The 13931-nt window shown below is 65.8% G+C and carries 15 protein-coding genes and 1 pseudogene; 11 read left to right on the top strand and 5 right to left on the bottom strand.

The window, feature by feature from the left end:
* From ACXJL8_RS15830 to ACXJL8_RS15810, 5 genes are all read left to right on the top strand, one after another.
* Positions 1-640: ABC transporter permease (locus tag ACXJL8_RS15830; protein WP_456685211.1), on the top strand; the 640-nt coding region annotated here is incomplete at its 5' end.
* Positions 640-1629 (top strand): 2-hydroxyacid dehydrogenase, encoded by a 990-nt coding sequence (locus ACXJL8_RS15825; protein WP_456619360.1) that lies wholly within the window; start codon positions 640-642, stop codon positions 1627-1629. The genes ACXJL8_RS15830 and ACXJL8_RS15825, both read left to right, overlap by 1 nt.
* Positions 1629-2321 (top strand): AprI/Inh family metalloprotease inhibitor, encoded by a 693-nt coding sequence (locus ACXJL8_RS15820; RefSeq protein WP_456685210.1) that lies wholly within the window; start codon positions 1629-1631, stop codon positions 2319-2321. The genes ACXJL8_RS15825 and ACXJL8_RS15820 overlap by 1 nt, the downstream gene beginning before the upstream one ends.
* 102 nt (positions 2322-2423) lie before the next feature.
* Positions 2424-2831 (top strand): YciI family protein, encoded by a 408-nt coding sequence (locus tag ACXJL8_RS15815; protein ID WP_456685209.1) that lies wholly within the window; start codon positions 2424-2426, stop codon positions 2829-2831.
* Between the two features lie 133 nt (positions 2832-2964).
* Complete coding sequence (locus tag ACXJL8_RS15810) at positions 2965-4248, top strand: RNA polymerase sigma factor (RefSeq protein WP_456619363.1); 1284 nt, start codon at positions 2965-2967, stop codon at positions 4246-4248.
* A gap of 189 nt (positions 4249-4437) precedes the next feature.
* Here ACXJL8_RS15810 and ACXJL8_RS15805 read toward each other — a convergent pair whose 3' ends face one another.
* Entirely contained in the window at positions 4438-5844 is a 1407-nt protein-coding gene (locus tag ACXJL8_RS15805; protein WP_456619364.1) for a peptidoglycan-binding protein, read from the bottom strand.
* Between the two features lie 381 nt (positions 5845-6225).
* Here ACXJL8_RS15805 and ACXJL8_RS15800 point away from each other — a divergent pair, with 381 nt between their 5' ends.
* Both ACXJL8_RS15800 and ACXJL8_RS15795 read left to right on the top strand, forming a co-directional pair.
* Positions 6226-6534 (top strand): hypothetical protein, encoded by a 309-nt coding sequence (locus tag ACXJL8_RS15800; protein ID WP_456619365.1) that lies wholly within the window; start codon positions 6226-6228, stop codon positions 6532-6534.
* Positions 6535-6656: 122 nt separating this feature from the next.
* Complete coding sequence (locus ACXJL8_RS15795; protein ID WP_456619366.1) at positions 6657-6962, top strand: hypothetical protein; 306 nt, start codon at positions 6657-6659, stop codon at positions 6960-6962.
* Positions 6963-7038: 76 nt separating this feature from the next.
* Here ACXJL8_RS15795 and ACXJL8_RS15790 read toward each other — a convergent pair whose 3' ends face one another.
* The 4 genes from ACXJL8_RS15790 to ACXJL8_RS15775 form a co-directional block, all read right to left on the bottom strand.
* Entirely contained in the window at positions 7039-7827 is a 789-nt protein-coding gene (locus ACXJL8_RS15790; RefSeq protein ID WP_456619367.1) for a bestrophin-like domain, read from the bottom strand.
* 57 nt (positions 7828-7884) lie between these two features.
* Complete coding sequence (locus ACXJL8_RS15785; RefSeq protein ID WP_456619368.1) at positions 7885-8361, bottom strand: hypothetical protein; 477 nt, start codon at positions 8359-8361, stop codon at positions 7885-7887.
* A 39-nt stretch (positions 8362-8400) separates the two neighbouring features.
* Positions 8401-9114 (bottom strand): RadC family protein, encoded by a 714-nt coding sequence (gene radC, locus ACXJL8_RS15780; protein ID WP_456619369.1) that lies wholly within the window; start codon positions 9112-9114, stop codon positions 8401-8403.
* A 62-nt stretch (positions 9115-9176) separates the two neighbouring features.
* Positions 9177-10100: a DMT family transporter gene (locus ACXJL8_RS15775; RefSeq protein WP_456619370.1), complete on the bottom strand. Its 924-nt coding sequence runs from the start codon at positions 10098-10100 to the stop codon at positions 9177-9179.
* A 131-nt stretch (positions 10101-10231) separates the two neighbouring features.
* On the opposite strand from ACXJL8_RS15775, the pseudogene ACXJL8_RS15770 reads away from it, so the two are divergent.
* From ACXJL8_RS15770 to ACXJL8_RS15755, 4 genes and pseudogenes are all read left to right on the top strand, one after another.
* A pseudogene (locus ACXJL8_RS15770) lies at positions 10232-10827 on the top strand (Ada metal-binding domain-containing protein).
* A gap of 230 nt (positions 10828-11057) precedes the next feature.
* Positions 11058-12182 carry a serine hydrolase domain-containing protein gene (locus ACXJL8_RS15765; protein ID WP_456619371.1) on the top strand — a complete coding sequence of 375 codons (1125 nt, stop codon included), beginning with the start codon at positions 11058-11060 and terminating at the stop codon, positions 12180-12182.
* A 110-nt stretch (positions 12183-12292) separates the two neighbouring features.
* Positions 12293-12733, top strand: a complete 441-nt coding sequence (locus ACXJL8_RS15760) for an antibiotic biosynthesis monooxygenase family protein (protein WP_456619372.1) — start codon at positions 12293-12295, stop codon at positions 12731-12733.
* Positions 12726-13628: a sigma-70 family RNA polymerase sigma factor gene (locus ACXJL8_RS15755; protein WP_456619373.1), complete on the top strand. Its 903-nt coding sequence runs from the start codon at positions 12726-12728 to the stop codon at positions 13626-13628. Before ACXJL8_RS15760 ends, ACXJL8_RS15755 begins: the two co-directional genes overlap by 8 nt.
* Positions 13629-13931 lie beyond the last annotated feature (303 nt).

Here is a 13931-nt window from a genome sequence, read left to right as displayed (position 1 = left end):
GGACTGGGCGGTGCTGTCACAATCGCTTGCCGCCACGCTGTTGACCACGCTTGAGGGTTTTGTGGCGGCCAGCGTCGGCGGCATCGCGCTGGCGCTGCTGTTCAACCAGTCGAAATGGGTGGAATATTCGCTGTTCCCCTACGCCGTCATTCTCCAGGTCACGCCCGTGATCGCGATCGCGCCGCTGCTCCTGATCTACCTGGAGCAGCAGACCGCCGTCGTCGTCTGCGCCTTCATCGTGGCCTTTTTCCCGGTGCTGTCCAACACCACGCTCGGGCTCAATTCGGTCGATCGCAATCTCGCCGGCCTGTTCCAGCTCTATGGGGCCTCGCCGCAGCAGACCCTGCGCCTCCTGAAGCTGCCGGCGGCGCTGCCTTATATTCTCGGCGGCCTGCGGATTGCCGGCGGCCTGTCGCTGATCGGCGCGGTCGTGGCCGAAATCGCGGCGGGCACCGCCGGCGCGGGGTCCGGGCTCGCCTACAGGATCGCCGAATCCGGCTATCGATTGAACATACCCCGCATGTTCGCGGCGCTGCTGCTGTTGTCGCTGGCCGGGATTGTCATCTATGGGGTGCTGGCGCTAGTTTCGCATCTCGTTTTACGGCGCTGGCACGAGAGCGCGCTTGGAAAGGAAAACTGATGGCTGCCGGTTCGATTTCGTCCGAAAAGATCGACCTTCTGATCTATGGGCCGGTGCGGCCGATCCTCGAGAACGGTTTTTCCGATCATTTCGTCGTGCACAAGGCCGAGACGCGCGGCGATCTCGAGCGGCTGACGCCGGCGATCCGCGAAAAGATCCGCGGCGTGGCCGTGACCTATCACACGGTGCGTGCCGACAGGGAGTCGCTGTCGCAGCTGCCCAAGATCGAGATGGTGGCGAGCTTCGGCGTCGGCTACGACCACGTCGACGCCAAATACGCCGCCGAGCACGACATCATCGTCACCAACACGCCCGACGTGCTGACCGAAGAGGTCGCCGACGTCGCGATGGGCCTGTTGATCTCCACCGTGCGCGAATTCATCAAGGCCGACCGCTACGTGCGCTCCGGCCTCTGGCAGACGCAGAACTATCCGCTCAGCGTCGGCTCGCTGCGCGACCGCAAGGTCGGCATCGTCGGCATGGGCCGGATCGGCCAGGCCATCGCGCGCCGGCTCGACGCGTCGCTGGTGCCGGTGGTCTATCACTCCCGCAACCCGTCCAAGGACGTCTCCTACAAGCACTATCCCGATCTGATCGAGATGGCGAAGGCGGTGGATACGCTGATGGTGATCGTGCCCGGCGGCGCCTCGACCAACAAGATGATCAATGCCGAGGTGCTGAAGGCGCTCGGCCCGCGCGGCGTGCTGGTCAACGTGGCGCGCGGCTCCGTGGTCGACGAGCAGGCCCTGGTCCAGGCGCTGAAGTCCGGCACCATCCTCGCCGCCGGTCTCGACGTGTTCGCGGCCGAGCCGAGCGTGCCGGACGAGCTCAAGAGCATGCAGAACGTCGTGCTGCTGCCGCATATCGGCTCGGCGTCGGTGGTGACGCGCAACGCGATGGACCAGCTCGTGGTCGACAACCTCAAGGCCTGGTTCGCCGGCAAGGCGCCGCTGACGCCGGTTGCGGAAACGCCGGTAAAGGGGCGCTGATGATCGCATCCCGCCTCGCTGCGTGGGTGATGGCGGCGCTGGCCGCCGCGCCGACGCTCGCGCAGGCGCAGGATGCGACGAGCCTGAAGAAGGACATGCCCGGACAATGGGAGCTCTCGACCACCGAGCGCAGCAAGACCTGCGTCGTCACGCTCAAGGCTGACGCCGCGGGTCAGGGCTACAAGCTCGAGCTGGAGCCGGCCWGCAAGACCGCGCTGCCTTTCACCAAGGATATCGTCGCCTGGAGCGTCAGGGGTCTCGACATCGTGCGCTTGCAGGACGCCACCGGTGAATCGGTGATCGACTTCACCGAGGTCGAGGCCGGCATCTTCGAAGGCCTGCGGCAGGGCGAGGGCGTCTACATCCTGCAAGACCTCGCCGCCGCCCGTTCGATGGCCAAGTCGATGGACCAGATGATCGGCGACTGGTCGATGGTGCGCGGCAACGGCCAGCCGGTCTGCGGGTTGACGCTGACCAACACGGAAGCCGGGCCGGATAATTTCCAGGTCTTCCTCAAGCCGAAATGCGATGCGGCCATTGCGCAGTTCAACCCGACGCAATGGCGGCTCGAGCGCGGCCAGATCGTCCTGATGTCGAAGTCCGGCGAGGCCTGGCAGTTCGAGGCCGACGACAACGCGCAGTGGCGGCGCGTCCCCGATACCGCCGATCCCCTGATCATGCTGCGGCAATAATTTCTCCCGGGGATGTCGATTTGGCCGAGGCCCAATCGTCACATCCATAGCGAGCCGGTTTGCGGCCGGAGCGGTCGCTGCTCGCGCCAAGGGAGTTCTTTCATGCGCTTCATGTACATCGTCACCTCCAGCCAGCCGATGGCAGGCCCGTCCCCGGCATTGGCGGAGGCGATGCAGAAAATATCAGAGCGGGAGATCAAGGCCGGTCGAATGCTCGACACCGGCGGCCTGATGCCGCTTGCGACCGGCGCACGGGTGAAGATCGTCGACGGCGAGCTCAGCGTCATCGATGGCCCCTTCGTCGAAGCCAAGGAAGTGATCGGCGGCTATGCCATTTTCGAGCTGCGCGACAAGGCGGAAGCCCTGGCCATGGCGAAGGAATTCATGCAGTTGCATCTCGATCACATGCCGGGATGGGACGGTACCTGCGAATTGCGGGCATTCGCAACGCCGGGCGTCGACGTGGCGTGCGAGATCGACGCGCCTGCCAGGGTCGCCGCCCGCGCCTGATGAACACCACCGCTCGTCTGAGAGCGTTTTCGAGCGAAGTGGATACCGGTTCGCGTAAAGAAAACGCGTCAAAACAAGAATCTAGAGCCCCGTTCCGATTCCGTCGGAACGGAAAGGGCTCTGGTCGGCGGCGATGACGGCCGCCGACATCGATCGCGCGATCCGCGCCGCGATTCACGCAAATTGGCGCGTCGTGCAGCCGCGGCTGATCGCGACGCTGTCGCGCATGCTGCGGGACGTGACGCTCGCGGAGGAATTGACCCAGGACGCACTGGTCGCCGCGCTGGAAGCCTGGCCGCGCAGCGGGGTGCCGGACAATCCCGGCGCCTGGCTGGTTGCGACAGCCAAGCGCCGCGCGCTCGATCATTTGCGCCGGGCAAAAATGCTCGCCCGCAAGCGGGACCTGCTGACGCACGACCTGATGCAGGAGCAGGACGCGATGCCCGATTTCGACACCGCCCTCGACGACGACATCGGTGACGAATGGCTGCGGCTGATCTTCACGGCCTGCCACCCGTTGCTGCCGCGGCAGGCCCGCGCGGCGCTGGCGTTGCGCATGATCTGCGGCCTCACCACCGACGAGATCGCGCGCGCCTTCCTGGTCACGGAGGCAACCATCGCCCAACGCATCGTCCGCGCCAAGCGCACGCTTTCGCGGTCGGGCCTCACCTACGAAACGCCGGGCGGCGAGGCGCTTTCCGAGCGTCTCGCTTCGGTGCTCGAAGTCGTCTATCTCATCTTCAACGAGGGCTATGCGGCCTCACGCGGCGAGGAGTGGCTGCGGCCGCAGCTCTGCGACGAGGCTCTGCGCATGGGGCGGGTGCTGGTCGGGCTCGCGCCGCTCGAGCCCGAGGTCCACGGTCTCATGGCGCTGATGGACCTGAATGCCGCGCGGATGCATGCCCGCACCGACCGCGATGGCGAGCCCATCCTGCTGATGGACCAGGATCGCGGGCTGTGGGATCGGCTCCAGATCACCCGCGGCCTTCGGGCGCTGGATCGCGCGCGCGAGCTCGGCGGTGCCGGGCTGTTCTACACGCTACAGGCCGCAATCGTCGCGTGTCATGCCACGGCGGAGACGGCCGCAAGCACCGACTGGCGGCGCATCGCGGAGCTCTATGGCCAGCTTGCGACGCTGGTGCGCTCGCCTGTGATCGAACTCAACCGCGCGGTCGCGCTCGGCATGGCCGAAGGGCCGCAGGCCGGGCTCGATCTCGTGGATCTGATCGCCGACGAGCCGGCGCTCAGGGCCTATCACCATCTTCAGGCCGTGCGCGGCGACCTTCTGCAGCGGCTCGGCCGCTTCGCCGAGGCGCGGCTATCGTTCGAGACCGCCGCCCGTCTTGCAACCAATGCGCGCGAGCGCGGGTTGATGGAACGACGTGCGGCAGACATCGCCGATGCCGACTGGCCTTGAGTTGAGTGATCGGGCCGCGTGCTCGGTGCAACCTCTCCCGCTTGCGGGGGAGGTCGCGCCGAAGGCGCGGGTGGGGGCTTTCTCCTCTCGGGGGTTATCGGTTGCGGAGATACCCCCTCCCCAGCCCTCCCCCGCAAGCGGGAGAGGGAGCGCACCTATTCAAGCACGCGAACCTCATCTCATCGCACGTTACGTCGTCACCTTGGGCGGCGGCGCGGTGCCCTGCGCCCACTTCTCCAGCTTGCCGAGCACGCCCCAGGCGGTGAGCGCCAGCGAGATCGGCATCGCGAACTGGCCGAGCCCCGGCACCGCCGACACGATCGTTCCGAGCAGCCCGGCAATGCCGCCCGCACTGGGGCTCGCCGTCACCGACGAGAGCAGCGCGGTGAGCACCGAGCCGCCGAGGCCGAGGGCGGTCTTCTTGCCGTCGAGCAGCTTGCCGACGGTCTCGCCGAGCGCGCCGTTGACCTGGCCGAGCACCGGCTTGCCGTTCTTGTTGAGCAGGGTGCTGAGCAGGTCGACGACCTGCTTCAACTGGTCGACGGGGGCGGAGTTGGTTGGGGTGACTGGTCCTGGCATGGGTGTCGTCTTGTTGATGAGGGAGAAGAGCCGTTCGAACAGGCTGATCGGATCGTTGGTTGCCGGCAGCGTGCTTCCCGGTGATGTCACGCTGCCCGGTATCACGCTTCCCGGCGTCACCCCGCCGGCTGACGGCCGCAGCAACTGCGCGAGGTCTTCCAGCCGCTTCAGGATCGGGGACAGGTCGGCATGTTGCCCGGCGGGGACCACCTGCGTGCCGCGCGAGAGGGCGGCCATCGTGGCGCCGTCGAGCAGGCCGGTGTCCCGCAGCCCGTTCTGCTGCTGAAACTGCGAGACGGCGGCCTTGGTCTTCGGCCCGCTGATGCCGTCCTCGGCCAGCGGTGGATTGGCCCCGAGCCTGTTGAGCGCCTGCTGCATGAGGACAATCGTCGACGCCTCGTCGTCCTCGGGTTCGGTGCGGCCCGCGATTTGCGGGCTGCCGTCCAGGGTGATCGAGGAATCGAGCGCCATCATCGCGCGCAGGACCACGGCCGTGCCGAGCTGGGAATCGACGTGGCTCGGGTCGAACACATGGTCACGGACGAATTTGCCGGCCCTCGCCTCGGGCGGGCCGTACAGCGTCGAGCCGCCGTAGAGATAGGGCGAGTTGCAGCCCTTGCCGTGATAGCCGTAGCCGTTGAAGCCCTCCAGCCGGAACAGGGTTCGCGCCGCTCCCCAGTCTCTCGCGCCGACGAAGTTTTCGATCCTCAGTGCGTCCACGGCGCCGTCGACGAACGACGCAAACGGACCGCGTCCTTTCGGAACGATGGTCGTCACGCGATGGAGCGACTCGCCGTTGCCGAGATAGGTGTCGAAATCGAAGTTGGACTCGCGATAATGGCAGAGCGCGACAAAATGCCAGGGCACGTCGGTCAGCCGCTCGACCTGCTGATAGGTCGCCTTGCCGTTGATGGCCTTGCGCGCCACCGCGTTCGCATCTGCGAGGCGTCCAGGCCGGATCTCGAGATTGGACCAATTCCGCTCGTACTCGCCTTTCAGGCTCTCGAATGAAACCATTTCCTGCTCCCGCAAATGATGAATGAATCGTCGTGCAAGTCAGGTGTGAGCCATGTGCCGTTATCGCGGCGTGACTCCAGCGTGATCCCGCAAATCTGGCAGGCCGCGGGCCCGGTGCATGTGAAATGGCTTACACGCCCGGCGAGAAAAGCGAGCGGTGATGGGACCGCGGACGCGGGAACCGGGAGGGCCGGCCATCCGTTGGTAACGGAACGGTCCGGCAAGGAGTCCTGCATGGCCAAGCGCGTCCTCGCGATCGGCATCGAACCCGGCCCATGCGCATCTCGAAGCCGGCGCGCATAATTCATCAATGCAACCACCCGTTGACGTTGCTGGCTTTATGGCCAATTCTATCCGCGGTCATCACCGGTGGAGGTCCTCATGTCCAGGTTTGTGCTGCCGCTCGTCTGCGCCGCGACGCTTGCGGGCTGCGGTGTCGTCAGCACGGTGACGGAGGGGTTCAAACAGTCGAAAGCCGTGGAGGCCGACGTCGAACAATCGACCGGTGTCAAGCCGGCGGTCGGCTTCAATTGGCACAATGGCCGGCTGGTGTCGGTGACGGTTCAATTCCCGCATCTCTATGAAGACAAGCCGCTCAACGAGCTCGCAGGACTCGTTCGCGACGTCGTCACCAAGGATTTCAAGCAGGCGCCGGAAAGGATCGTGCTGGCCTTTGCGGTCGACAAATGATGGATCGCAGCGTCTCACGGCTCGGCATCTCGCGCCGCATCAATGCCGGYGGCCCGCGATTGTTCTGGCCCGAATCCGCCTCCGGAGCTATGACTGACGCCACGATCAAGGGAGGGCATGGGATGCTTCGAGGTCTTGGAATTGCAGCGTGCCTGGGCGTCGCCATGGCGATGCCGGTCCATGAAGCCGTGGCGCAGGACGCCATCGGCGGCGCCATCATCGGCGGCGTCGGTGGAGCGATCGTGGGCGGCGCGCTCGGCGGCGGCCGCGGGGCCGCGATCGGCGCCGTCGTCGGCGCCGGCACGGGCGCCGCAATCGCGTCCGAAGGCGAGCGTCGCCGCTCCGGATACTACGCGTATCAGCGCGGCTGCTATATGCAGCGCCCGGACGGCTACTACGTCCAGGTCAATCCGAGATATTGCTACTGACAACTGTCGTTGAACGGCCGGCCCGTTCTGACGCAGTGCCGGCCGCTTCAGGAGTACGAGATCGGCGTCCGGCAGCTTAACTCTTGGCGGTCGCTTCCGGCATGATCTGGCGCAGTGGCTCCGGGGAGATCGATATCTGGCCGGTAAACGGCCGGTCATGCGCGGCGATGAGCAGGACCGAGGTGGCGACGCCGGTCGCGAACAGGCCCATCGCGATCGCCGATCCCAGGCGGTTGTCGCAATGAACGAAGCCGATTAGCAGCAGCGCGCAGGCCGCCTGGAGATACAGGCACCACCATTTGACCGAATTCACCGCGGCGAGGCTGACGATGATCCGCTGCCGCCGCGCGTCCAGCGCCTGCTCCAGCGCGGCGATGAGCTCGCGCTGCACATTCGCCTGCCCCGGGCCTTGCGGCGTCGTCGCGATGACGAGCTGCAAGGCTTCGGCGAGCGCCGGCGGCGTGACCTTCAGCGACGCTTCCTGATGTGCCATCATCGGCCATTCCACCGCGACGGCCTGCCCGACATAGTCGCGCACCAGGCCGCGCAGCTTGGTCTCCTGCTCCGCCGGCAGGCCGGCGGCCAGCAGCACCGCGCTTCGCAGCGCACTGGCCTCGCGGCTCACCGCGGCGCTGGCGCGGTCGCTGTCGCCCCAGACCTGCGCGGCGATAAAGGCGACGAACAGGCCGAAGATGATGCCGAGCACCGGCAGCATGCCCGGCGAGATCGCCTTCAGCGACTTCGCGCGCTGCTCCGTAGCCAGCAGCGCGATGCCTGCGAATATTGCTGCGGCGAGCAGATATGTGAAGCCGAAGATCACCAGTGCCATCGCGGGCACCGGCAGGTTGTGCAGCCAGTCGCTCATGCTTGTTTCGATCTGTTGGAAGGTTCTAGATCAACGACATCTCGCGCAGGCTCGCGATCAAAGCGCGTCGCTGTCCCAAGCCGCAATGTACGACCGCAATAGATCAAGCTCCTGGGACGGGAAGTCATGCCCCCATCGCTCCTTGTAGTCGGCCAAGCCGTGCTTCTTCAATACGGCTTCGGCCGCAGCCTGAACAGCCTTACCGAACTCTCGCGGAGCGCACGAGACGGAGAGTAATGGCGTCCCGTCAGTGTCGGGCAAATTGCTCCAAAGGTCAAAAAATCGCAGGATAACGATCCGCACGGTGTTGCCGTCCGTGCGGACGACCGACCAACGGTACTCTCCCGGCTCCACGTCGAACCCGATCGCGACGCTGTGTGTGCCGACGAGGACCGCTGAGGCGGCCAACACCAGTCTGCCCAAAGCATCAGAGAGATAGGAGGCCGACAACTTGCAGTCGCCTTCATCTGCACGAATTATACAGTCCGCCCAACCTGCTCCGGTCAGTCGATAGTCAATTGTCAGCACCGTCACGCCCCCTGCGTCGCACCAATTGTCACTCGCCGACGTCACTCAGATCAGCCGCATCCCCTTCAAACTCGCATGCCCGCTCTTGCCGACGATGATGTGATCATGCACCGCGATCCCGAGCGGCTTGGCGATGTCGATGATCGCCTTGGTCATCTGGATGTCCGCCTGCGAGGGCGAGGGATCGCCGCTGGGATGGTTGTGCACCAGGATCAGCGCGGTCGCGGACAATTCCAGCGCGCGCTTGATCACCTCGCGCGGATAGACCGGGGTGTGGTCGACGGTGCCGGTCTGCTGCACCTCGTCGGCAATGAGCTGGTTGCGCTTGTCGAGGAACAGCAGGCGGAATTGCTCCTTGTCGGCGAACGCCATGCTGGTGCGGCAATAGTCGATCACCTCATTCCATGACGACAGCGCGTTGCGGCTCTTGACCTCGCCCCTGGTCACGCGGCTTGCCGCCGCGGCGATCAGCTTGAGCTGGTTGATCGCGGCCTCGCCCACGCCCTCGACCTCGCGCAAGCGCGCCACCGGCGCGTGCACGACTTCGGCGAACGAACCAAAAGTCTTGATCAGCGTCTTCGCCAGCGGTTTGGTGTCGCGGCGCGGCAGTGCCGGAAACAGCGCCATCTCCAGCAGCTCGTAGTCGCTGAGCGCGTCCGCGCCGGCGCTGTAGAAGCGCTCGCGCAGCCGCTCGCGATGGCCGTGATAATGCGGCGTATCCTCGGGCTTGCTCTTGTCGTGGTCGGCTTTGGCGGGCATCGCGCGCCAAGCATTGCCGGGCCGAGGGAATTTTTCAACCGACAATTGTGGACGGCGTCCCCTCATGGCCTCCGCATCGGCGCGGCCACCGCCATGACGCCCATGACGATGAGCGCCATGCCGGCCAGCATCGACCATGTGAACCTCTCGCCAAGGAACGCGGTCCCAAGCAGCACGGCGAAGCCGGCGCGCAGATAGCTCCCGCTCGTCGTCCCGAGCGGGCCGAGTGTACGGATCAGGCGAAAATAGATCACCATTGCAAGCGCCGTACAGATGACAGCGAGGACGATGATCGCCGCGATCGCCTCCATGGGGGGCGGCGCCAGCATCCATGGCCGCTCGAAGAGGGCGGCCGCGGGGAGCATCAGCATCCCGGCGCAGCTCATGGCCCCGGCCGCCGTGACGATCGCGGGAAGGCTCGAAAATCGCTGCCCCCAGATCGGCGCGAGCGCGTAGCAGAGGCTCGCGCCCAGCACGGCCGCTTGCGCCAGCGGCGCTGCGGTGCCGATCCCGGAGAGCGCATGGTCACCGATCGTCGCGGCCACGCCGGCAAGACCGACACCGACGCCGGCGACCTTCCGGGCATCGAGGGCCCGCCGTCCGCGCCCGGTCATCATCGCGATCGCGAGCACGAACATCGGCGGGGTCGCGTTGAGCACCCCGGCGAGACCGCTCGCGATATGCGCCTCGCCCCAGCTGATCAGGGTGAACGGCAGGGCGCTTTGCAATAGCCCTTGCACGAAGAAGGCCGCCCACACCGGTCCGCTGCGCGGGAGCGTGTGTCCCTGCGCGCGAGCGATCGCGACCAGGAGAATGGCCGCGATCGTCACGCGTGCGGCAACCATCGTGAATGGCGGAATCGTCGGGACCGCGACCTTGATCAGCGTGAACGAGCTGCCCCAGATCAGCGCGAGCARCAGCAGGAGCCCGATCTCGAACGCGAGGCTGGCTTGTCCCGACGTCGTCCGTTGCGCCTGTGTGCTCATGCAATTTGCTCCGCGATCGACCGGCACCATGAGCCGGAGCGGCGGCGCGGGCTGGCTGAATTCGGACCTCATCGCCCGACCGAGTCCGATTTCAGCTACTCGGTGAGCCCTGATGAAACTATGATTCCGCCATGGCGAAGGTTTTCGCGCAGCCACCGACGCTGCCACCGCATCTCGACTGGGACATCTGCGACCGGGCGCGGCTGGCGCGTGCGCGCGCGTTCGACGGCTTGTTCTTTTCCGGCGTTCGCTCGACGAGGATCTACTGCCGGCCGGTCTGCCCGGTTCGTCCGGCGCGCTCGGAGAACGTCACTTTCTACCCGACGGCAGCGGCCGCGGAGCGGGCCGGCTTTCGCCCTTGCCTCCGCTGCCGTCCGGAGACGGCTCCGGGGTCTCCGGCCTGGATGGGAACGGCCACCACTGTGGCGCGCGGAATGCGCCTGATCGACGACGGCTTTCTGGACCGCGCCACCGCCGCAGAGCTTGCCGAAGCGCTCGGGTCGGGCCGCGCCATCTGCTGCGCCTGTTCATGCGCCATGCCCGTGCCAGCCCGAGCGAAATCGCGGCGACGCGGCGCGTGCAGGAAGCCAAGCGCCTGATCGATGGGACCGATATGACCCTGGCGGAGATCGCCTTCGCGGCCGGATTCGGTAGCGTTCGCCGCTTCAACGATGCCTTTGCCGCGACCTACAGGCGGCCACCATCGTCATTTCGCCGCCGGCGATAGGCGCTGCGCGCTCCTCGTCCCCGCGCCTTGCAAAAAAAGTTCGACTGCACCGTTTCCGACAGCCCGTCCCGTTCGTCTTGATGGCTGATGGAGGAACCACGATGCGTCACATTGGACCAGGCTTTTCACGCCGCACCGTTCTTGTACGAAGCGCCGCCGCGACCCTTGCTGCGGCCGCGCCCGCGTTGAGCAGATCCGCGAAATCGGAGACTACGGCCGACGACCGCCGAGTGCGCCTTGACCGCGTGATCGATCGCGCCATTGCCGAACGCCGCATCGTGGGAAGCGTCGTGTTGGTGATGCAGGATGGCGATGTCGTGTATCGCCGCGCCGCCGGCCAGGCCGATCGCGAGGCCAATCGGCCGATGCGCGAGGACGCGATGTTCCGCCTCGCGTCGCTGTCGAAGCCGATCGTCTCGGCCGCCGCCATGGCGCTGGTCGAGCGCGGCCGGCTGGATCCCCGGGATCCCGTCACCAAATGGCTGCCGGATTTCCGCCCGCAGACCATGGACGGCAGGGTTCCTGCCATCACCATCCACCATTTGCTCACCCATACGGCCGGGCTCTCCTATGGATTCCTCCAGCCGCCGGACGGGCCCTATGCGCGTGCGGGCGTTTCCGACGGTCTCGATCGATCGGGCATCGGGCTCGACGAGGAGATACGCCGTATAGCCGCCGCGGGCCTCCTCTCAGAGCCGGGCGCGCGATGGGGTTATTCCCTTGCGACCGATGTGCTCGGTGCGGTGATCGTCAAGGCGGCAGGTGAGCCATTGCCGGACGCTGTCCGCCGCCTCGTCACGGCGCCGCTTGCCATGGCCGACACAGCTTTCCTGGTCGATGACGCAACGCGGCTCGCTGTGCCCTATCTCAATGGCAAGCCCGAGCCGGCGCGGATGGAAGATCCGCAACTGGTGCCGTTCCGCGGCGGCGGAATCATCCACATGTCGCCGTCTCGCGCGTTCGATCGCACGTCGTTCCCCTCCGGTGGTGCCGGTCTGGTCTCGACCGCCATCGACTACGCCCGCTTTGCCGAGACGCTTCGCCTCGGTGGCGGGCCGGTGCTGAAGGCCTCGACCGTGCAGCAGATCACGACGAACCGGATCGGCGAGCTGACGCCGACGGGCCTTCCCGCCTGGGGCTTCGGCTATGGAGCCATCGTCCTGAAGGACAGCCTGTTGGCGAAGTCGCCCCAGGCGGCGGGAACCTGGACGTTCAACTGCGCCTATGGCCAGAGCTTCTTCGTCGATCCCGAGCGAAAGCTGACCGTCGTCGCCTTCACCAACACCGCGCTCGAGGGAGGATTTGGCGCCTTTCCGGTCGAGATCCGCGACGCCGTTTATGGGAGGGGCGAATGAGCCGCGACAAAAAAAGTTCGCGACCACCGTTTCCTCACCCCCTCTTCGTTCGTCTCAACAACGGGGCCTCGTCGAGCGGCCAGCCGGGCTTTTCGCAAGGGAGAACATCGATGTCTCATACCAAATCCGCGCCATCGCGTCGTGCCGTCGTTGCCACCGGCATCAGCGCCGGCGTCTTGCTCGCCGCCCAGGTGACCTCGTCCTACAGCCAGAACAGGAGTTCGAAAATGGAAGCGACCATTCGCATCGGCAGCGACATCACGACCCTCGTCAACGTCTTCACGGTCGACCCGGACAACCAGCCAAAGCTGGTTCAGCTCCTCAAGGAGGGCACCGAATCCTTCTTCAGCAAGCAGCCCGGATTCATCTCGTCCAGCGTCCACGCCAGCAAGGAAGGCGGGCGCGCGATCAACTACTCGCAATGGCGAAGCGCAAAGGACATCGAGAATTTCCGCAGTGATCCGAAATTCGCGCCCTACATCCAGCGCCTTGCTGCGCTCGCGAAGGCCGAGACGATCCTGTGCGAGGTCGTCGAGGTCAATCATGCCTGATGGCGCAGGGGCGGTCCAACAGACCGCCCGGGAGGTTCTCGATCGCCTTGCGGTGGAGCTGCGGCCGCAGCTGCACCGCTACTGCGCGCGCATGACAGGCTCGGTCATCGACGGCGAGGACGTGCTTCAGGAGGCGCTTCTGAAAGCCGTCGAGGCAGCCCCGCGGACAGAAGCGCTGAACAATCCGGAAGGGTGGCTGTTTCGCATCGCCCACAATGCCGCGCTGGATTTCCTGCGCCGGCGCGCGCGCCATGACGCTGTTCACGCCGATGAAGACCTGGACATGATCGCTGCCTTGACGAACCCGGTGACCGAGCGTCAGATCGTGGCGGCCAGCCTCGGCACCTTCATGCGGCTCCCGGTGGCCCAGCGCAGCGCCGTGATTCTTCGCGACGTGCTCGGCTATTCCGTCGACGAGGTCTGCGCGATCATGGGCGGCAGCGTCCCGGCCGCCAAGGGCGCCCTGCAACGGGGCCGCGACCGCCTTCGCGAGCTCGCGCGGGAATCCGACGATGTGCGGCCTCCCGAACTGGAGACGGCCGAGCGCGCCCGCCTGATGCACTATGTCGAGCGCTTCAACGCGCGCGATTTCGATTCCCTGCGCGACATGCTTGCCGACGACGTGCGGCTGGAGATGGTCAACAGGACGCGCAGGGCCGGCCGCCGCGACGTGAGCGAGTATTTCGATCGCTATTCACTGTCCTGCGCCTGGCATTTCGTGCCGGGATTGGTCGACCGGCGTCCCGCGATCATCGCGTTCGATCCGCAGGATCCCGCAGGCCCGCCGCGATACTTCGTTCTCCTCGATTGGGAGAACGGCAGCATCGTCAACATCAGGGATTTTCTCTTCGCGCATTATGCGATCGAAGGCGCGGAATTGTTGATGCTGGGCTGACGAGGCCGGGCCGGCGATCGAAAGATCAACCGATCTGCTTCTCGCCGTGCCGCTCAGACAGCGTGAAGATCTCGACGCCGGTGGCGGTGTCGCCGACGGTGTGCTAGATCTGCGACGCCAGCGATTGGGCGTGCCAACCTGTTCAGGGCTCGCTCTCCCCTCGCAAATTGGTTGTGTTTGGCTGTATTTGCACCTAAAGATAAGGTTTGCGATCATGGGGGATGACATTTCGGAGCTTTATTGCCTCGTGACATTCTTTTGCATGTGTTTCGCATTGATAGGGTGCGTCTATCTCGGGCGCAC

It is taken from the genome of Bradyrhizobium sp. P5_C11_2, assembly GCF_054049755.1.
Note: the sequence above shows the minus strand (reverse complement) of the source record. Positions and strands in the feature narration are given on the sequence as shown.